Origin of the sequence: Actinomadura chibensis NBRC 106107 (genome assembly GCF_001552135.1) — a bacterium.
Taxonomy (GTDB): Bacteria; Actinomycetota; Actinomycetes; order Streptosporangiales; family Streptosporangiaceae; genus Spirillospora; species Spirillospora chibensis.
In genome coordinates, this window is sequence record NZ_BCQP01000072.1 from 25,422 (window position 1) to 44,149 (window position 18,728).

The 18,728-nt window shown below is 71.4% G+C and carries 20 protein-coding genes; 10 read left to right on the forward strand and 10 right to left on the reverse strand.

What is annotated here, in order from left to right; all coding sequences use genetic code 11:
* Positions 1-36: 36 nt before the first annotated feature.
* The gene (locus ACH01S_RS36080; RefSeq protein ID WP_067902909.1) at positions 37-444 is read right to left on the reverse strand and encodes a YjbQ family protein; all 408 of its coding nucleotides are present in this window, start codon (positions 442-444) and stop codon (positions 37-39) included.
* 29 nt (positions 445-473) lie between these two features.
* Positions 474-671: a DUF1918 domain-containing protein gene (locus ACH01S_RS36085; protein ID WP_067902912.1), complete on the reverse strand. Its 198-nt coding sequence runs from the start codon at positions 669-671 to the stop codon at positions 474-476.
* A 310-nt stretch (positions 672-981) separates the two neighbouring features.
* On the opposite strand from ACH01S_RS36085, the gene aceE reads away from it, so the two are divergent.
* Positions 982-3,771 carry a pyruvate dehydrogenase (acetyl-transferring), homodimeric type gene (gene aceE / locus ACH01S_RS36090; protein WP_067902914.1) on the forward strand — a complete coding sequence of 930 codons (2,790 nt, stop codon included), beginning with the start codon at positions 982-984 and terminating at the stop codon, positions 3,769-3,771.
* A gap of 264 nt (positions 3,772-4,035) precedes the next feature.
* Here the strand turns inward: aceE and ACH01S_RS36095 are convergent, their stop codons facing one another.
* Entirely contained in the window at positions 4,036-4,404 is a 369-nt protein-coding gene (locus tag ACH01S_RS36095) for a VOC family protein (protein ID WP_067902918.1), read from the reverse strand.
* Positions 4,401-4,895, reverse strand: a complete 495-nt coding sequence (locus ACH01S_RS36100; protein WP_148344831.1) for an ATP-binding protein — start codon at positions 4,893-4,895, stop codon at positions 4,401-4,403. The genes ACH01S_RS36095 and ACH01S_RS36100 overlap by 4 nt, the downstream gene beginning before the upstream one ends.
* Before the next feature lie 269 nt (positions 4,896-5,164).
* Here ACH01S_RS36100 and ACH01S_RS36105 point away from each other — a divergent pair, with 269 nt between their 5' ends.
* Genes ACH01S_RS36105 through ACH01S_RS42925 form a run of 3 tightly spaced genes read left to right on the forward strand, consistent with a single transcriptional unit; the run spans position 5,165 to position 6,374 of the window.
* Positions 5,165-5,980 carry a Scr1 family TA system antitoxin-like transcriptional regulator gene (locus tag ACH01S_RS36105; protein ID WP_255220375.1) on the forward strand — a complete coding sequence of 272 codons (816 nt, stop codon included), beginning with the start codon at positions 5,165-5,167 and terminating at the stop codon, positions 5,978-5,980.
* A complete protein-coding gene (locus tag ACH01S_RS36110) occupies positions 5,977-6,174 on the forward strand; it encodes a DUF397 domain-containing protein (RefSeq protein ID WP_067902927.1) in 198 nt (65 codons plus the stop codon). The genes ACH01S_RS36105 and ACH01S_RS36110 overlap by 4 nt, the downstream gene beginning before the upstream one ends.
* A complete protein-coding gene (locus tag ACH01S_RS42925) occupies positions 6,171-6,374 on the forward strand; it encodes a DUF397 domain-containing protein (protein ID WP_083981541.1) in 204 nt (67 codons plus the stop codon). Before ACH01S_RS36110 ends, ACH01S_RS42925 begins: the two co-directional genes overlap by 4 nt.
* Here ACH01S_RS42925 and ACH01S_RS36115 read toward each other — a convergent pair.
* The 6 genes from ACH01S_RS36115 to ACH01S_RS36140 all read right to left on the reverse strand — a co-directional run bounded on the left by ACH01S_RS36115 (position 6,352) and on the right by ACH01S_RS36140 (position 12,488).
* Positions 6,352-6,990: a DUF4360 domain-containing protein gene (locus ACH01S_RS36115; RefSeq protein ID WP_067902930.1), complete on the reverse strand. Its 639-nt coding sequence runs from the start codon at positions 6,988-6,990 to the stop codon at positions 6,352-6,354. The genes ACH01S_RS42925 and ACH01S_RS36115 overlap by 23 nt on opposite strands.
* Before the next feature lie 203 nt (positions 6,991-7,193).
* Positions 7,194-7,595, reverse strand: coding sequence for a hypothetical protein (locus ACH01S_RS36120; protein ID WP_067902933.1), 402 nt, complete (start codon positions 7,593-7,595; stop codon positions 7,194-7,196).
* Between the two features lie 160 nt (positions 7,596-7,755).
* Positions 7,756-8,472 (reverse strand): helix-turn-helix transcriptional regulator, encoded by a 717-nt coding sequence (locus ACH01S_RS36125; protein ID WP_067902936.1) that lies wholly within the window; start codon positions 8,470-8,472, stop codon positions 7,756-7,758.
* A 55-nt stretch (positions 8,473-8,527) separates the two neighbouring features.
* Positions 8,528-9,616, reverse strand: coding sequence for a TraB/GumN family protein (locus ACH01S_RS36130; protein ID WP_148344830.1), 1,089 nt, complete (start codon positions 9,614-9,616; stop codon positions 8,528-8,530).
* 321 nt (positions 9,617-9,937) lie between these two features.
* On the reverse strand, positions 9,938-10,966 hold the full coding sequence (locus ACH01S_RS36135; protein ID WP_067902942.1) for a PHP domain-containing protein: 1,029 nt from the start codon (positions 10,964-10,966) through the stop codon (positions 9,938-9,940).
* A 25-nt stretch (positions 10,967-10,991) separates the two neighbouring features.
* The gene (locus tag ACH01S_RS36140; protein WP_067902945.1) at positions 10,992-12,488 is read right to left on the reverse strand and encodes an MFS transporter; all 1,497 of its coding nucleotides are present in this window, start codon (positions 12,486-12,488) and stop codon (positions 10,992-10,994) included.
* A 214-nt stretch (positions 12,489-12,702) separates the two neighbouring features.
* Here ACH01S_RS36140 and ACH01S_RS36145 point away from each other — a divergent pair, with 214 nt between their 5' ends.
* The 6 genes from ACH01S_RS36145 to ACH01S_RS36170 all read left to right on the forward strand — a co-directional run bounded on the left by ACH01S_RS36145 (position 12,703) and on the right by ACH01S_RS36170 (position 18,660).
* On the forward strand, positions 12,703-13,074 hold the full coding sequence (locus tag ACH01S_RS36145; protein WP_067902948.1) for a YciI family protein: 372 nt from the start codon (positions 12,703-12,705) through the stop codon (positions 13,072-13,074).
* The gene (locus ACH01S_RS36150) at positions 13,071-14,282 is read left to right on the forward strand and encodes an RNA polymerase sigma factor (RefSeq protein ID WP_067902952.1); all 1,212 of its coding nucleotides are present in this window, start codon (positions 13,071-13,073) and stop codon (positions 14,280-14,282) included. The genes ACH01S_RS36145 and ACH01S_RS36150 overlap by 4 nt, the downstream gene beginning before the upstream one ends.
* 91 nt (positions 14,283-14,373) lie before the next feature.
* Complete coding sequence (locus ACH01S_RS36155) at positions 14,374-15,672, forward strand: sensor histidine kinase (RefSeq protein ID WP_067902955.1); 1,299 nt, start codon at positions 14,374-14,376, stop codon at positions 15,670-15,672.
* A complete protein-coding gene (locus ACH01S_RS36160) occupies positions 15,669-16,334 on the forward strand; it encodes a response regulator (RefSeq protein ID WP_083981542.1) in 666 nt (221 codons plus the stop codon). Before ACH01S_RS36155 ends, ACH01S_RS36160 begins: the two co-directional genes overlap by 4 nt.
* Positions 16,335-16,494: 160 nt before the next feature.
* Positions 16,495-17,433, forward strand: a complete 939-nt coding sequence (locus ACH01S_RS36165; RefSeq protein WP_067902961.1) for an alpha/beta hydrolase — start codon at positions 16,495-16,497, stop codon at positions 17,431-17,433.
* Between the two features lie 219 nt (positions 17,434-17,652).
* A complete protein-coding gene (locus tag ACH01S_RS36170; protein ID WP_246237234.1) occupies positions 17,653-18,660 on the forward strand; it encodes an alpha/beta hydrolase in 1,008 nt (335 codons plus the stop codon).
* Positions 18,661-18,728: the final 68 nt, after the last annotated feature.

Genomic DNA, 18,728 nt, shown 5'->3' on the forward strand with positions numbered 1-18,728 from the left:
GAGTTCTCCGGGCCGGCGCCCCGGGTTCGCTTTCGCTCATCCTTTGAGAAAAGACAAGCGGACTTGACGGTCCGGGTTGTCGACGTTGAGGTCGACGAGGGCCACCGACTGCCACGTCCCGAGCGCCAGCCGGCCGCCCACGACGGGCAGCGTCGCGAACGGCGGGACGAGCGCGGGCAGCACGTGCGAGCGCCCGTGCCCGCGGGACCCGTGCGCGTGCCGCCAGCGGTCGTCGGCGGGCAGCAGGTCGCGCAGGGCCGCGAGCAGGTCGTCGTCGCTGCCGGACCCGAGCTCGATGATCGCCACGCCGGCGGTGGCGTGCGGGACGAAGACGTGCAGCAGCCCGTCGCCGCCCGCCGCCGCGGCGAACCGCTCGCACTCGCCCGTGATGTCGTGCACGGCCTCGCGCCCGCCGGTGACGACCCTGACCACGGTGCTCTCCATGCCCCCGGTCTACCCGATCCGGGCGCCGGTTAGCGCGGGATCTCCTCGCGGGACTCGATCACCGCGTCCGGGCCGGGGTAGACGAGGGTCTCGTGGCCGTCCTCGAACCGCACCAGGTAGGGCGGGCCGCCGTCCGGTCCGCGCACCTCGACGATCTCCCCCGCCCGGTCCGCCTGGCCCACGACGTTGCCGTGCACGAGCAGCCGGTCTCCGACTCGTCCGTTCATCGCTCCCCCCAAGCTCGCACGTCCGCCACCCGGACGGACGGTGCCGGGCATGTGCACTTCCAGCCTCATACGTTCCCCGCCCCCAGTCGAGGGGAATCACCCTCCGATCCAAGGAAAAACAGGCTTGCCCGGGGTCTGCCCCGGGCCTGACCGGGGATGATGGTTACCGGTTGGTAGAGATGCGTTAGCCGTCATAAACGGCGACGATGGATCACGTACCGAGGCGACGAACAGTCAGCCGGGGACCGCCGGCCGCCGATACGGCGGCGGCGGTCTCACCAGCAAGGACGGTAAGGACAGAGGGGACCCCGTGGCTTCCGGACGTCAACGCTTTTCGATCATCAGCGACGGCCTGCCGAGCCAGTTGCCCGACATCGACCCGGACGAGACCCGGGAGTGGCTGGAGTCGCTGGACACGGTCATCAAGACCGAGGGCCGGGGCCGGGCCCGCTACGTGATGCTCAGGCTGCTGGAACGGGCCCGCGAGCTCCAGGTCGGGGTGCCCGGCCTGCGCAGCACGGACTTCATCAACACGATCCCGCCGGAGCACGAACCCTGGTTCCCCGGCGACGAGCACGTGGAGCGGCGCATCCGCGCCTACATCCGGTGGAACGCGGCGATCATGGTGTCGCGGGCCAACCGGCCCGACATCGGCGTCGGCGGGCACATCGCCACGTACGCCTCCGCCGCCTCGCTCTACGAGGTCGGCTTCAACCACTTCTTCCGCGGCAAGGACCACGGCGAGTCCGGCGACCAGGTGTTCATCCAGGGGCACGCGTCCCCCGGCATCTACGCCCGCGCCTACCTGGAGGGACGCCTCCCCGGCGACAAGCTCGACGGGTTCCGGCAGGAGCACTCGCACCCGGGCGGGGGGCTGTCGTCCTACCCGCACCCGCGGCTCATGCCGGACTTCTGGGAGTTCCCCACCGTGTCGATGGGGCTGACCGCCATCGACTCGGTCTACCAGGCCCGGTTCAACCGCTACCTCTACAACCGCAAGATCAAGGACACGTCCCGCTCGCACGTGTGGGCGTTCCTCGGCGACGGCGAGATGTCCGAGCCGGAGTCGCTCGGCGCGATCGGGCTCGCCGCCCGCGAGGAGCTCGACAACCTGACCTTCGTCGTCAACTGCAACCTCCAGCAGCTGGACGGACCGGTCCGCGGCAACGGCAAGATCATCCAGGAGCTGGAGTCGTTCTTCCGCGGCGCGGGTTGGAACGTCATCAAGGTCATCTGGGGCCGCGACTGGGACCCGCTGCTCGCCCAGGACGTCGACGGCGTCCTGGTCAACCAGATGAACACCACCCCGGACGGCCAGTTCCAGACGTTCAGCGTCGAGTCCGGCGCCTACATCCGGGAGAAGTTCTTCGGCGCCGACCCGCGGCTGCGCAAGATCGTCCAGCACCTGTCGGACGACGAGCTGCGCAAGCTGTCGCGCGGCGGGCACGACTACCGCAAGGTGTACGCGGCGTTCAAGTCGGCCCGCGAGCACGTCGGGCAGCCGACCGTGATCCTCGCCCACACCATCAAGGGCTGGACGCTCGGCTCCGACTTCGAGGCCCGCAACGCCACGCACCAGATGAAGAAGCTGACCAAGGCCGAGTTGAAGGAGTTCCGCGACCGGCTCTACCTCGACATCCCCGACTCCGCGCTGGAGGCGCCGCTCCCGCCCTACTACCACCCGGGCGAGGACTCCGACGAGATCCAGTACATGCGCGAGCGCCGCGCCGCCCTCGGCGGGTTCCTGCCGAAACGCGTAGTACGGGCGAAGCCGCTCAAGCTGCCCGGCGACCCGGTGTACAGCGAGCTGAAGAAGGGCTCCGGCAAGCAGAACGTCGCGACGACCATGGCGTTCGTCCGGCTGCTCAAGGACCTGATCAAGGACGAGAACATCGGCGCGCGGTTCGTCCCGATCGCCCCGGACGAGTACCGCACCTTCGGGATGGACTCGCTGTTCCCCACGTCCAAGATCTACTCGCCGCACGGGCAGACCTACGACGCCGTGGACCGCAAGCTCCTGCTCTCCTACAAGGAGTCGGAGAGCGGGCAGATGCTGCACGAGGGCATCAGCGAGGCCGGGTCGATGGCCTCGACGATCGCGGCGGGCACGGCGTACGCCACGCACGGCGAGCACATGATCCCCGTCTACATCTTCTACTCGATGTTCGGGTTCCAGCGGACCGGCGACCAGATGTGGGCGCTCGGCGACCAGATGGGCCGCGGGTTCCTGCTCGGCGCCACCGCCGGGCGCACCACCCTGACCGGTGAGGGCCTCCAGCACGCCGACGGGCACTCGCCGCTGCTCGCCGCGTCGAACCCGGCGTGCGTCCACTACGACCCGACGTGGGCGTTCGAGCTGGCCCACATCGTCCAGGACGCGCTGCGCCGCATGTACGGGACGTCCGAGGCCCACCCGAACGGCGAGGACGTCTTCTACTACCTCACCGTCTACAACGAGCCCTACCAGCAGCCCGTCGAACCCGAGAACCTCGACGTCGACGGCCTGCTTAAGGGGCTCTACCTGTACCAGGCGGCGTCGGAGGTCACGTCCGGCAACGGCGAGACGCCGCGGGCGCAGATCCTCGCGTCCGGCGTCGGCGGCCGGTGGGCGCTCGCCGCGCAGCGCCTCCTCGCCGAGGACTGGGGCGTCGCCGCCGACGTCTGGTCGGCCACGTCCTGGAACGAACTGGCCCGCGAGGCCCGCGACTGCGACGAGTGGAACCTGCTGAACCCGGACGCCGAGCAGCGCGTCCCGTACGTGACCAGGCGGCTCGACAACGTCGCCGGGCCGATCGTCGCCGTGTCGGACTTCATGCGCGCCGTCCCCGACCAGATCGCGCCGTGGGTCCACTCCGACTTCACCGCGCTCGGCACCGACGGCTTCGGGTTCTCCGACACCCGCGCCGCCGCCCGCCGGTTCTTCCACGTGGACGCGGCGTCGATCGTCCTCGCCGTGCTCACCCGCCTCGCCCGCAACGGCGAGATCAAGCCGGAGACCCTCCAGCAGGCGATCGAGAAGTACCGCCTGAACGCCGACGTCTCCGACGTCTTCGCGGGCGGCGTCAGCAGTCCCGAAAGCAACACCGGCGGTGACGCGTGATTTACCCAGGGGGGCGACCCCCTGGAACCCCCGTCGCGAGCCGGTCGATCCTCACGGCACGGTGCGGGTCGGCGGGACCGTGCGGGGTCGTGTCGTGCCGCTGCGGTCGACCGGCTCGGCGGGCCGTGCGGCCTCCGGGCGCTGGGCGCCCTCCGGCCGCCCGACCCGTGGCGGTGGCCTAGGTCCGGTGATCGCGGAGGTGTAGGCCGCGATCACGGTGAAAGGGCCCCGAGGTTCGCCTCGGGGCCCTCTCGTTTCCGCGGGTCAGGCGGGCTTGAACACGCCGAAGCGGTTGCCGGACGGGTCCTCCAGGTAGGCGAAGCGCAGGCCGCTCACGGTCGTCACGGCCGGGACCGCCACCTTGCCGCCGTTCTTCTCCGTCCGCGCGCAGGTCGCGTCGACGTCCTCCACCATCACGAGGAACATCGCGTGGTTCTCGGACGGGTCGGCGCTGTGCGCGATCCCGCCGCTCGGACGCTCGCCGCCCGGGTAGGTGATGAGGTCGTAGCCGTCTTCGTCCGGGTCGAGCGTGAACTGCCACCCGAACATGTCGCCGTAGAAGCGGCGGGCCTCCTCCGGCGCGTCGGTGCCGACCTGGAACCACGTCACCGTATTGAACGCGGGAACACTCATCCGTTTTCCTCCTTGCACGCTGTCGAGACCAGCCTGGGAGGACACGGCGACAACCCTCTGTCGGAGTTTTCCCGCGAGTTCCCGAATCCGAACTCCGCCCAGACGACGGTGCGGTGGCCGTCCACCCGGAAACCCCACCGCTCCGACAGCGTCTCGACGACCCGCATCCCGCGCCCGCTCTCGTCGCCGCACTCCGGCTTGACGTACGGGCGCCTGCCGCCCGCCCCGTCGTCGGCGACCTCCAGGCGGTACAGGCCGGGACCGGTCAGCAGGCTGATCGTCACCCGTCCGCCGTCACCGGACGCCGTGTGGGTGATGGCGTTGCACACGGTCTCGCTCCCGACCGTGACCAGGTCGTCCAGCAGCGGGTGGCCTGGCGGCAGCATGTCCCGCAGGAACAGCCGCGCGTACCGGACGGACCGCCGGACACCCGGCAACGTGATCGCGCCCACCACGTCCTGCCCGCCGCAACCGATCACGACGCGATCCACGACACTCCGCGCCGCCGCCGCACGGCGGACTCGGAACCCTCCTTCCGCGTCGCCGGTCCCTGCGTCCTCGTCTTGGGCGCTTCCATGGCGCGCCTCCTTTCCTTTCGGAGTCGCCGCCTACATTCGCCGCCCGAACCCCTCGCGCACGCCCGCCTGAACGTTTAGCCGCTGAACGTTCAGCCACGCGCCGTTCGCACACAATCGGCCACACTCAGTGACATTCTTGAAGGCTGTCTTTCGGTAACGCTCCAACCGTCCGCCAGCGCCGGATCGGCTCGGCGCTCCGCAAGGCCCGCGAACACCACAACCTGACGGTCGGGACGGCCGCCGGTCGCTTCGGCCGCTCCCAGGGCTGGCTGAGCATGGTCGAGAACGGCCTCCACACCATCGCCCCGGAGGAACTGGGCGCCCTTCTCAACTTCTACGACATCTCGGACGGCCCGCTCCGCGAGTCCCTCCTCCACCTCGCCACCCACAAACCCGGCAAGTGGGTACGCGAACGAGAGGGTCGCATCTCAGCCGCCGCACTCGACCTGGCCAGCCTGGAAGAGGATGCTGCCGAGATTCGCAACTTCGAACCCAGCATCGTCCCCGGACTTCTCCAGATTCCGGACTACACCCGAAGCCTCATCGCGGGAGGCCCCGCGAATCACCCGCACAACGTCAAGACCCTGATCGAGTTCCGAATGTCTCGCCAGAAGGTCCTGAGTCGTCCCGATCCACCCCGCTATGCAGCGATCATCGCGGAGGCAGTCCTCCACAACCGGGTCGGAGGTGATCCCGCTATCCTGCGTGCCCAGCTACGGCGGCTATCCGAGGCCGCCCAACTCGAACACGTAGACTTGCGTGTTCTCCCGAGTACGGCCAGCGAGTACATCTGGCGGGCCAGCCCGTACGTCCTCATCTCTTTGCGTCCACCAGGGCGGCTGACTGTTTCCGTGCTCGACCAGTTCTCCCAGAGCATCTTCATCGAAGATGAGGACAAGGTCGCGTTTCACGAGGCAACCTTCCGGCTGTTGCAGTCAGTAACGCTGAACAGAATCGCTTCACTGAAGCTCATTGACGGGATAGCGTCCCAATCATGAGCACCCCCGTCCCCTCCCAGGCCCGTTGGCGCAAGAGCACGCACAGCGGCGGCGACGAAGGCAATTGCGTCGAAATCGCCGACCTCAGCGACCGCATCGCCATCCGCGACAGCAAGGCTCCCACCGCCGGCCACCTGGCCCTCACTCGCCAGAGCTTCGCCGCTCTCCTCAATCACCTGACTTCCCAACCATGACCACACGCAAAGCAAGCTGGCGCAAGAGCACCCACAGCGGCGCGGTCGAGAACAATTGTGTCGAGGTCGCCGACCTGAACAGTCACATCGGCATCCGCGACAGCATGGCCCCCGACAGCGGCCACCTGAACCTCACTCGCCAGAGCTTTGCTGCTCTTGTCGTTCGGCTGGGGGCGGCTACGGGCAGGTCTTCAAGGTGAGGCGGTAGGTGGGCTGGGCTTCCTCACCCACGGCGAGGAAGCTGACCTTCGACGGATCTGATCCCTCGTAGACCCGCACTTCGGAATTGATGTTGAAGTTCGGGTCTGCGTCGCACGGCTTGAAGACGAGTTGGTCGGGCAGCGTCAGGTCCGTGAACTGCCAAGGGCGGTCGTAGGGGCCGGAGAGGGCGTGCTCGATCTCGACGCGCGTCGGTTGGCCCGAGAAGTAGGTGCTGGTCCGGTAAGTGGCCGTCGCGTCCTCTTCCAGGGAAGCGAAGCCGTAGTGGTCCGTCCTGGAAATGGCGAAGGTGAAACCCTTCGGAACGCCCCCCAACTTCAACGCGACTTGGCACAGCTTGCGAGAGTCGACGGGTTTGGACGAGCCGCCCGCCTGAGCCATGAACTCGCTGTAGCCGACGACGAACGCGTCCATCTTCTCCCTGACGGACGCCATGACCGTGCCGCGCGGGCAGCCGGAGCCGTTGACGCTCACTATCTCGACGGTGAGCCCGTAGGAACCACGGACGGGGCGCGGACTCGCCGCTGCCGGGCTGACCGACGCCGCGGCCACGGTCAACGCGGCGACAATGGCGGATAAGGCGATACTCCTGCGCATGCGATTCCCTTCGCTGGGAGCGGACACCACCTTCAGTGGCGACTGCAGTGCACCAGGAGGTTAACTTTCACGCTATTCACTTTCAATCGACGTGAAAATGTTCTGATCTTTCAATTTTCACTTTTCGCGAGGCTCTCACCAGCGGGACGGTCAGACCCGGAAACGCGATTTGGGATCGCATTTCCGGGCCTTCCTCCGGTGGGCTAGCAGGTGACCGTCACGGAGAACGGCCGGTCGTCGTCGACGATCTTCGGGTTGCCCGGGGCCGACGGCGTGGCGGTGCGGACGAACAGTGTGTGTCTGTTGAGCGCGCCGACCAGGATCGACGCGCTCCCCGGCCCGGGGTCGTCGCCGCCATTGGTGTTGATCGTCCCGATCAGCGCGCACCTGATGATGTCGACGCTTGTGGTGAGGTTGTAGCGCCCAGGGGAGTGAGTGACGCCGCCGATGCCCGACGCGTCGAGCAACGCGCCGTTCGCGGCGACCTTGGCCCACAGCGTGGTCGCGGCGACGCGCTGGTTGGTCCGACCCGCCGTCCCGGCGTCGGCCGCCGTCCCCACGACCGCGAAAGCGCCACCGGCGATGACCGCGGACGCCCCCGCCATGACGAGAAACCGTGCTGACTTTTTCACTTCTCACCCTCCCGTGATATTCCCCGACGCCTCTGTCCATCGCCGAAGGCATGCCCCGACTATGCGACGCGGCGACGGAACGCGACATCCCGAGATTTGGGGAGTTGACAATGGCTCCCGCGGGGAGGGCGGATCAGACGAATTCGAGGGGGCGGACGACGTAGTCGGGCGGGGCGTCCTTGTGCATGGCGTCAGGGGCTCGTTCTGGGGCGGTCTCCTCCAGGAGGACGGCGCGGCGGACGCGGTCGGTGCGGAAGATCCGGCAGCCGCCGCGCATCCGGCACCAGGCGGTCAGGTACCAGCCGTTGGGGGACGCCGTGAACGCGACGGGCTCCACGTCGCGTTCGGTCTCGGCGCCCTGCCGGTCGACGTAGGTGAGGCGGACCACCCTGCGCGTCACGATCGCCTCCTCCAGCACGGACGGGACGGACGGCACCGACGCGGGGTCGTCGCCGTCGGCCGGGCCGAGGAACCGGATGCGGTCGGCCAGTTCGCGGGCGGAGGCGCTGTCGGCCGCCGACATCGCCGTGACGATCTTGTGCAGCGCGGTGCGCGCGGACCGGGTGTACGGCGAGCCGGTCGCGCGGGCCAGCGTGATCGCGACGGCCACCGCCTCGGCGGGGCTGAAGTTCAGCGGCGGCAGCGTGCGGCTCTTGTCGAGCGTGTAGCCGCCGCCCCGGCCGACGTCCGCGAAGATCGGGACACCGCCCTGCTGGAGCGCGCCGATGTCGCGCTCGATCGTGCGGACGCTCACCTCGTACCGCGCGGCCAGCTCCCGTGCGCTGACCCGGCGCGGCGCGCAGGCGCGCAGCTCCTCCACCAGGGCGTACAAGCGGTCGGTGCGGTTCACACGGCGACCGTACGCGGTGCGTCCGACAGTTCGGCGAGAACGGGCTCCGCCGCGGTCAGGAGTTGGACAGGCGGCGGAGGCGGCCGTCCTCCTGGATGGAGACCGCCGGGATGTCCAGCAGGTCGTCGACGCCGGGGAACTCCTCGTCCGCCTGGAACGGCGTTCCGTACACCGTCATGTTCTGCCCCGGGCCCGGGTGCATGCCGGTGTGCGCGGTGCCCAGCTCCATGAGGTAGGCGCCCGCCGCCGACGGGCGGCGCCGGTCGTTGGTGACGACCTGACTGGCGTAGGTGTTCATGGCGACGGCCCGATGGTAGAGAATGTGCGCCTGCATCGTGGGACGGCGGGCCGGGCGGCCGTCCAGGCCCTTGACCCGCATACCGTGCCGCTGGGCGGCCTCCAGCATGGCTCTCATCCCGGTCGAGCCCAGGTTGTGGCCGCTGTCGTAGCGGCCGACGAACGCCCGCAGCTCGGGACTCATCGTCCCGCTCGCGAGGTAGGCGTCGACGTGCGCCTGGTAGGCGTCGTCCCGGATGCTCTCCAGATAGAGGGTGCTCACCCCGGCCTGCCGGATCTCTCTCATGTGCGTGCACAGGAACTCCCAGATCGCCGCCCCGGAGTGGGAACCGCCGATGGCCACGCCTTCGTATCTCGCCAGCAATGTGCGCAGGTCGTCCATCGCGTCCTGGGAGTTGTCGTCGGCCAGGGCCTGCTCCACGGTCTGGTGACGCTGCTGCCGACTCTCGGGAGTCCCCGTGTACGCATTGAGCGTGGCTCGCGCGTCGCGGCCGAGTTGCCTGTCGCGTGCGTCCTGGCGGTTCCAGTAGCCGCGCGTCACCGGGTCGTTGCGGCCGAGGGCCTCCAGTACCTGGTTGCGCCCGGCCATGTCGGGAATCGTCGGCGTCAGTTCGCGCATGCCGCCCAGTTGGAAATAGAGCGGCCAATCGGTGTCCTGGATGGTGTTCGGATCCTCGTCGGATTCCACGCGTTCCTTGTAGCTGGCGTTCCGGGTGTCCTGCGGCAGGCTCTCCCATTGCTCCCGTGTCAGCGCGTTCGGGGTGCGGTCGCTCGCGAGGGAGCGGCGGGGACCCCGTATCCGCAGCGAGGGGCCCTGGGGGTTCTGATGCAGCTCTTCCTGATCCATGCGCTGGACGGGGGTCGCGCGCGCGTGCCGCCGCCCCATGATGCGGGACACCGCCGCGTTTCCGGCAAGGCGCTGGAGTCGCAGTATCGACTCCGCCGTCGTTCCGGCGCCGGACGAAGTCTGCGGCGCGGGCGCGGCTCTTCCCGGGCGTTGCGTTTCCCTCCGCTGCTCCTCACCGGGTTTCTGCGCTCGCATGCGTGCGTCCCTCTCTGGAACACGGGCCTGGGAACGTCCAGTGTCACCGCGCCGCGCCGCCCGGCGGTACGTCCGGACGGGCAGGCTCGGGTGCAGGCGGGTTGCCCTTTCGGCCCTCGCTCGGGGTCAGAGTTTCGAGCGCGTCCAGGAGAGGAGGTCGTCGGCCGGGAGGGTGTTGACCACCTGGGACCGCGGGACGGCGCAGCGTGCGGCGCGCTCGCAGCCGAACGGCTGCCAGTCGAGCTGGCCCGGGGCGTGCGCGTCGGAGTCGATGGCGAACCGGCAGCCCGCCTCGACGGCGACGCGCAGCAGCCGTTTCGGCGGGTCGAGGCGCTCGGGACGGGAATTGATCTCCACGGCCACGTCATAGGCGGCGCAGGCGTCGAAGACGAGGGCCGCGTCGAATTCGGATTCGGGACGCAGCCCGCCGCGCTTGCCTCCGGCCTTGACAATTCGTCCGGTGCAATGGCCGAGGACGTTCACGCGCGGATTAGAGATCGCCGTCACCATGCGTTTGGTCATCGCCACGCGGTCCATGCGCAGTTTGGAATGGACGCTGGCGACCACCACGTCGAGGCGGCCGAGGAGGTCGGCGTCCTGGTCGAGGGTGCCGTCCTCCAGGATGTCGACCTCGATACCGGTCAGAATGCGGAACGGCGCGAGCCGCTCGTTGAGTTCGGCGACGAGGTCGAGCTGTTCGCGGAGCCGGTCGGCGGACAGGCCGTTGGCGACCTTCAGGCGCGGCGAATGGTCGGTGAGCGCGAGGTATTCGTGGCCGAGCCCGCGTGCCGTCTCGGCCATCTCCAGGATCGGGGAACCGCCGTCCGACCAGTCGCTGTGCGTGTGCAGGTCGCCCTTCAGCGCCGCGCGGAGGGCGGCCGTCGCCTCGTCCAGCGGCTGTCCCTCGGTGGCCTCCAGTCGGCGCAGGTAGACGGGGGTCTCGCCGCGCAGCGCCTCCTCGATCACGAGGGCGGTGACCTTGCCGATGCCGGGCAGCGCGGTCAGCGTGCCCTCGCGGGCGCGGGCCGCCAGCTCGCCGGGAGGCGTCCGCCCGACCAGGTCGGCGGCCGCGCGGAAGGCCCGCACGCGGTAGGTCGGCTCGTGGGCGCGCTCCAGCAGGAACGCGATGCGGCGCAGGGCTTCGACGGGCTCCACGCCTCGCACGGTACCTCGGGCGGTTCTATGAGCGGGTCGCCGTGTACTCGGGGAGTTCGGCCGGGGCGGGCGGGGCCGCCGGGCGGCGCATGGTCAGGACGAGCACGGCCGCCCCGACGAAGACGGCCGCCGCGACGACGCCGGTGACGTGCAGGCTGGCGGTGAACGCCTCCCGGGCGGCGTCCAGCAGGGTCGCGCCCTGGTCGGCGGGGAGGGCCCTGGCGGAGGCCACCGCCCCGGCCAGGGAGTCGGAGCCGCCGTCCATCCGGTCGCGGTAGACAGCGGCGGCCACCACGCCGAGCAGCGCGAAGCCGAGCGAGCCGCCGAAGAAGTTGCCGGTCTCCGACATCGACGCCGCCGACCCGGCGCGCTCCGGCGGGACGGACCCGACGACGAGCCCGGTGCCGAGCGCGAACAGCGGACCGGTGCCGAGCGCCAGGACGGCGATGCCGATCATCGCCAGGGGCAGGGTGCCCGCGCCGCCGACGCCGACGAGCAGCAGGCTGCCGAGCGCGGACACGCCCAGCCCACCGGCGATCGCGGTCGTCTGCTTCATCCGCTTGACCAGCGTCGGCGCGGCCATGGTGCCGGCCGCCACGCCGAGGCCCATCGGCGCGAACAGCGCCGCCGCCGCGACCGGCGAGTAGCCGAGCACGCTCTGCAGGTACTGGGTCACGAGCAGGCCCGTCCCGGCCATGGCGATCCCGGCGAGGACCAGCGCGACGATCACCGCCGTGAACGGGCGGTTGCGGAACAGCCGCAGGTCCAGCAGCGGCGTCTCCAGCCGCAGTTGGCGGCGGACGAACACGACCCCGATGGCCGCGCCGACGGCGATGGCCGCCAGCGGCACGGCCCGCGCGCTCTCCACGGCCGCCTGCTTGATCCCGTAGACCATCAGGAGCACCGCCGCCAGGGACAGCCCGACGCTGGCCGGGTCCAGCCGCCCGGCGTGGTCGCCGCGGAACTCCGGAAGCAGGACGGGCCCGGCGAGCACCAGCAGCAGCATCACCGGGACGGCGGCGAGGAACACCGATCCCCACCAGAAGTGCTGGAGCAGGAGACCGGCGAGCACCGGTCCGAGCGCGCCGCCGGTGAACTGGCAGGTCGCCCAGACGGCGATGGCCTTCCCGCGCCGCCGCTCATCGCGGAAGATGTTGGTGAGCAGGGCGAGCGTGCACGGCGCGAGGGTCGCGCCCGCGACGCCGAGCAGCGCCCGCGCGGCGATCAGCATCAGCGGGTCGACCGCGAACGCGGCCACGACCGACAGCGCCGCGAACGCCGCCGCACCGATGATCAGGAGTCGGCGGCGGCCGATCCGGTCGGCGAGCGTGCCCATCGTGATGACCATGCCGGCCACCAGGAACCCGTAGCCGTCGCTGATCCACAACTGCTCGACGCCGCTCGCGCCGAGGTCGGCGCTCAGCTTCGGGAGCGCGAGGAGCAGCGCCGTCGCGTCCATCGCGACGACGAAGGTCGGCAGCATGAGGAGGGCGGCTCCGAGCCATGCCCGGTCGGTTCGCATTTAGGGCGTCCTTTCTCTCGACGTTTCGACGGTTGGTCGGAGCGGCCGAGCGGTTCTCGACATCGGGGCCGGGCAGACCGGGAAGAATCCATCGGAAATTCTTGGCGGGGGACGTCAAGGCGGCGGGGGCGGCTCCGACCAACGGTCGACGGAGCCCAGCCGGGCCCGCGGAACGGGGCCCAGCCGGGGCCCGCGAAACCACGAGGGGTACGAGATGAAGTTCCTGATCAGCATGCACATCAACCCGGCCGTGCTGGACGCGCTGACCGACGCCGAGCGGGCGGCGATCGGCGAGGGCCACGGCCGGTTCATCGAGGAGCTGAAGGAGTCCGGGGAGCTGATCACCACGCAGGCGCTCGCCGACCCGTCGCAGGCCGCCGTGGTGGCCGTGCGGGGCGGCCAGCCGGTGGTGACCGACGGCCCCTTCCTGGAGGCCAAGGAGTACCTGGGCGGCTTCTACCTGATCGACTGCGAGGACAAGGAGCGCGCGATCGAGCTCGCGGCGCGGATCCCGGACGCCGCGATCGAGGGACTGGGGATCGAGGTACGGCAGGTCATGTTCGCTGACGGACAATTGGAGGCATGACCAGCCCAGCCATCGAGGACCTGCTGCGTGAGCTCACGCCGCAGGTCCTCGGCACGTTGGTACGCCGGTACGGCCGCTTCGAGGGGTGTGAGGACGCCGTGCAGGAGGCCGTCCTCGCCGCCAGTGTCCAGTGGCCGGACGAGAGGGTGCCGGACAACCCGCGCGGCTGGCTCGTGACCGTCGCGTCCCGGCGGCTCGTCGACCAGCTCCGCAGCGACCACGCGCGGCGCGAGCGGGAGTCGGCGACGGCCGCCGAGGTGGTCCCCGAGGACGTGCCGGACACCGACGACACGCTCGTCCTGCTGTTCCTGTGCTGCCATCCGACGCTCACCCCGGCGTCCCAGACCGCCCTGACGCTGCGGGCGGTGGGCGGTCTGACCACCGCCGAGATCGCCCGGGCGTTCCTCGTGCCGGAGGCGACGATGGCGGCCAGGATCAGCCGGGCCAAGCAGCGGATCAAGGCCGCGGGCAGCTCGTTCACCCTGCCGGAGGGCGCGGAGCGGGAGGAGCGGCTCCGGGTCGTCCTGCACGTGCTCTACCTGATCTTCAACGAGGGGTACACCGCGTCGTCGGGCGGCGAGCTGCACCGCGCCGACCTCGCGCGCGAGGCGATCCGGCTGACCAGGATGGTGCACGCGCAGCTTCCCGAGGACGGCGAGGTGACCGGGCTGCTCGCGCTGATGCTGCTGACCCACGCCCGCCGGAACGCCCGGACGACGGCCACCGGGGACCTCGTACCGCTGGACGAGCAGGACCGCACGAAGTGGGACCGCGGGCTGATCGACGAGGGCACCGAGCTGATCAAGGCGTCGCTGGCGGGCCCGGCGCTCGGGCCGTACCAGTTGCAGGCCGCCATCGCCGCCACGCACGCCGACGCGCCCACGGCCGCGGAGACCGACTGGGCGCAGGTGCACGCCCTCTACCTGATCCTGGAGCGGATCGCGCCCAACCCGATGGTCACCCTCAACCGGGCGGTCGCGCTCGCCGAGACCGAGGGGCCGCGGGCGGGGCTCGCCCTGCTGTCCACGCTGGACGACGACGCGCGGATGGCCGGGCATCACCGGCTGCCGGCCGTCCGGGCGCACCTGCTGGAGAAGACCGGCGACACGGCCGGGGCGTACGAGCATTACCGGCGCGCCGCCAAGGCCACTGCCAGCATCGCCGAGCAGCGCTACCTGGAGTCCCGGGCGGCTCGGCTGAAAAAATAGGCTGGCCGGGCTTCGTAACCGTCAGGTATGACGGCACGTGTCCTACCACGGTGTCATCCGGATGACGGCGGGCGTTCTCTAGCCTGGGCCCATGGCCGCCGAGACCAACGTCCCGCGGTACGTCCTGCGGGACGTGCTGCTGGCCGCGGCGGTCACCGGACGCGCCGATCCCGCGCCCCTCGACCGGCCCTGGCCCCGGCCGATGCGCTGGACGCGGTTCGTCGGCGTCGGGCGGCTGCCGTTCGGATACGTCGTCAACATGCTCGGCACGGCCCTGGCCGTCGTGATGACCGGCGCGACGGTCTCGCTGCTGTCGGACGAGGCGGTCGAGCGGGGCGTCCTGCTGTCCGGCGCGACGAAGCTGTTCATCGCGGTGGCGGTCGCCGCGCCGCTCGCGCTGCGCGACCGCTGGCCGCTCGGCGCGTGGCGGTGGAGCTTCGCGGTGACGGCGCTGGTCGACGTCCGCGACTGGGTGGGCATGCCGTACGTCCCGGCGGGCGCGATCGCCGGGGTCGCCGCGCTCTACACGGTGGCGGTGCGCTGCCCGCGCGACGTCACGCTCGGCGTCGGGCTGCTGTCGCTCGGCGGCGTGTGGATCAAGGACGCCGAGACGGCGCCGAACGCGATGGTGCTGCTCCTGCTGCCGCTGGCGGTGGGCGCGGCCGTCCGGCTCCGGCAGACGTCCCGGCGCCAGCTCGCCGAGCGGGAGCGGCGGCTCGCCGCGGAGGAGCGGCGGCACCGGGAGGCCGAGGCCGTGCTCACCGAGCGGCAGCGGATCGCGCGCGAGCTGCACGACGTCGTCGCCCACCACATGTCGATGATCGCGATCCAGGCGGAGGCCGCGCCCTACCGGGTCGAGGCGCTGCCCGCCGAGACCCGCGGCGACCTCGCCGAGATCCGCGCGACCGCGCTCGACGCGCTGACCGAGCTGCGCCGCGTCCTCGGCGTCCTGCGCGGCGAGGACGGCGCCGAGACCGCCCCGCAGCCGGGCCTCGACCGGCTGGGCGAGCTGGTCGGCAACGCGCGGGCCGCCGGGCTGACGGTGGAGACGCGCGTGGAGGGCGACCTCGCCGGGCTCCCGCCGGGCGTCGGGCTCACCGCGTTCCGCATTCTGCAGGAGGCGCTGAGCAACGCGATGCGGCACGCGCCCGGTTCGCACGTACTGGTCGAGGTGACCCACGACGACGGCGTAGTGTGGCTCGGCGTCGTCAACGGACCGCCCGGCGACGGCCGGTCCCCCGATCCGGGCATCCGGGGCGGCGGCCACGGCCTCGTCGGGATGCGCGAGCGGGCCGCCGCGCTCGGCGGCGCCCTGACCGCGCGGCACACCCCCGAGGGAGGATTCGCCGTGACCGCCAACCTGCCCGTGCCGGCGCGGGACGCCACGTGACCGTACGGGTCGTGATCGTCGACGACCAGGGGATGGTGCGCAGCGGGTTCGGCGTGCTGCTGAACGCCCAGCCCGACATCGAGGTCGTCGGCGAGGCCGTGAACGGCGAGGAGGGCGTGCGGCGGGTCGCGGCGCTGCGCCCCGACGTGGTGCTGATGGACGTCCGCATGCCCGTGATGGACGGCCTGGAGGCGACCCGCCGGATCCTCGCCGACCCCGCCGAGGACGCGCCGAAGATCCTCATGCTCACCACCTTCGACCTCGACGACTACGTCTACGCGGCGCTGCGCGCCGGGGCCAGCGGCTTCCTGCTGAAGGACGCGTCCGCGACCGAACTGGCGGACGCGGTGCGGGTCGTCGCGGCGGGCGACGCGCTGCTGTCCCCGTCGATCACCCGGCGGCTGATCGCGGAGTTCTCCCGGCTCGGCGGCCCGCGCGCGCCGACCCGCGCCCGGCTGGACGAGCTGACCGGACGGGAGACCGAGGTCCTCGCGCTGGTCGCGCGGGGGCTGTCCAACGGGGAGATCGCCGAACGGCTCGTCGTCGCCGAGCAGACCGTCAAGACCCATTTCGGGCGGATCCTGATGAAGCTCGAACTCCGGGACCGTCCGCAGGCGATCGTCTACGCCTACGAGATCGGCCTGGTCAGGCCCGGCGACTGATACCCCGGAGCGACGGCGTCGGCGGCGGGACCATACCGGGGTGGTAGCGGTGCTACCGGGGTCGCATCCCGAAAGACCGCTCCGGCGGTTGATCCGCGTTCGGGGGCCGGATTCCTAACTTCCTTCTCAGTGCTTCGACTCACCGAGAGGGACGGCCCGGATGCCCAGGATCCGCACGGGCGCGGCGGTGCTGTCGGTCCTGGCGGCGACCGGCTCCACCACCGCCGCGACCGCCCACGCCGAGGTCTACGGCGCGCCCGCGCCGCCGCCCGAACTGACGGCGGCGACCCTGGACGCCCGCTACCAGGCCGCCGACCGGGAGATCGGCCGCGCGCTGGCGACCGCACGGCGCGTCCACGACAAGACCCGGCTACGAGTGCTGCCCGCGTTCCTCTCGAACGGCCGCGGCTTCCTGTCGTTCGACGCGCGCGGCGACGGACGGGCCGTCGAGGTCCTCGGCGACCTGCGGCACGCCGACCGGGTCGCCGTCGTCGTGCCCGGGGCCGACACCACGCTGGCCAATTACGACTCCCCCAAGTTCGTCGGCGGCGGCAGCCGCGCGCTCTACCGGCAGGTCCGCGCGGACGCCCCGGGCGCGCGGGTGGCGGTGATCGCCTGGCTGGGGTACGACTCGCCGTCCACCCGGAGCACCGCCGTCCTGACCGGCGGACGCGCCGAATCCGGCGCCCGCACCCTCCGCGCTCTCTTAGCGGACGTCCACCGCGTGAACCGGCGCACCCGGTTCGCGCTCCTCTGCCACAGCTACGGCTCGGTGGTCTGCGCCAAGGCCGCCCCACGCCTCGCGCCCCTGCCGGTGGACGACATCGCGTTGTTCGGCAGCCCCGGCACCACGGCGCGACACGCCGCCGACCTCGGAACGTCCGCGCGCATCTGGGCGGGCCGCGCCAAGGGCGACTGGATGCGCTACGTGCCGAACGTCCGCCTGGCCGGGCTCGGCTTCGGCCCCGACCCGGTCTCGTCCAGCTTCGGCGCCCTCCCCTTCGACGCCGGAACCGGCCCGCACAGCGGCTACCTGACCCCAGGCTCCCGCGCCCTCCAGAACCTGGCCCTGATAGCCCTGGCCCGCCCCCCGAGGTAACCGTGCCCAACCAACTTCCCCGACCAGCCCCCCACCACCCACACGCCCCGGAGAGTGTCGTGGGGTGGCTCGAGTGATGGTCGCCGGGGTGGCGGCGCTGTTCGCCTTCGGGGAGGCGGCCGCCGCACGACGAGCTCTGATGGTAGAAAGGCGAGGATGCCGCCACGCACGCCGACACCGCCGCGTACCCGGCGGCTCCGCAGAGCCTTGGCCTGCGCCGTGTCCATCGCGGTGGTCATGCTCACCACCGCGGGAACCGGCCACGCCGACCCCTACGCCCCGCCCGCCGCCGTTCCACCGCTGGCGCCCTCAACCCTGGACACCCGGTACGCCGCCGAGCGCCACGCCATCGAGACCGCCCTGGCCACGGCCCGCGACGTCGGCGACGCCGACCGGGTCCGGGCGTTCGGCGCGTTCCTCCGTCCGGGCCGCCGCTTCCTCTACTTCGACCCACGCGGCAACGGGCGGGCCATCGAGGTCATCGGCGACATCGCCACCGCGCGGCGCGTGGCGGTACTCGTCCCCGGCGCCGACACCACGCTCACCGCCTTCGACACCCGAGGCGCCAAACCCTGGTCCACCCCGAGCGGCGGCGCCCGCGCCGTCTACACCCAGGCCCTCCGCGCCGAGGCCCTCCACACCGAGACCCTCCAACCCCAACCCGTCGACACGCGGATGGGGCGGACGTCGGTGGGGTCGGGGTTGGCCGTGGTGGCCTGGCTGGGGTACGCGGCGCCCCGGACGTTCAGCAGGGACGTCATCACCGATGAGCGGGCCGGTGAGGGCGCCGTGCGGTTGCGGCGGTTCCTGCGAGACGTCCACAGGGTCAATCCGTCCGCGCGGGTCGGGTTGCTCTGCCACAGCTACGGGTCGGTGCTCTGCGGCCGCGCCGCGAAGGACGGCCCCGAGGACGCGGCGTGGCGGCAGGTCACCGACATCGCTCTGTACGGCAGCCCGGGCACCACGGCGTGGTCCGCCGCCGAACTCGGCCGGGGCGGCACGCGGGTCTGGTCCGGGCGCGGCGCGACGGACTGGATGGAGGACGTCCCGCACGTCCGCTTCCTGGGCCTCGGCCTGGGGCCCGACCCCGTGTCCGACTCGTTCGGCGCGCGGGTCTTCGACGCCGGGAACGGCGGGCACAGCGACTACCTCGCACCGGGCTCCGCGTCCCTCCGCAACCTCGCCGCGATCGCCCTCGGACGCCCCGGCGAGGTCACCTCCGGCTGACCGCGGGGCGCGCTTCGGGCCGGTTCACCTCGTCGGGGGTGGCACCCTGGGGTGGTGGACACCGCGAA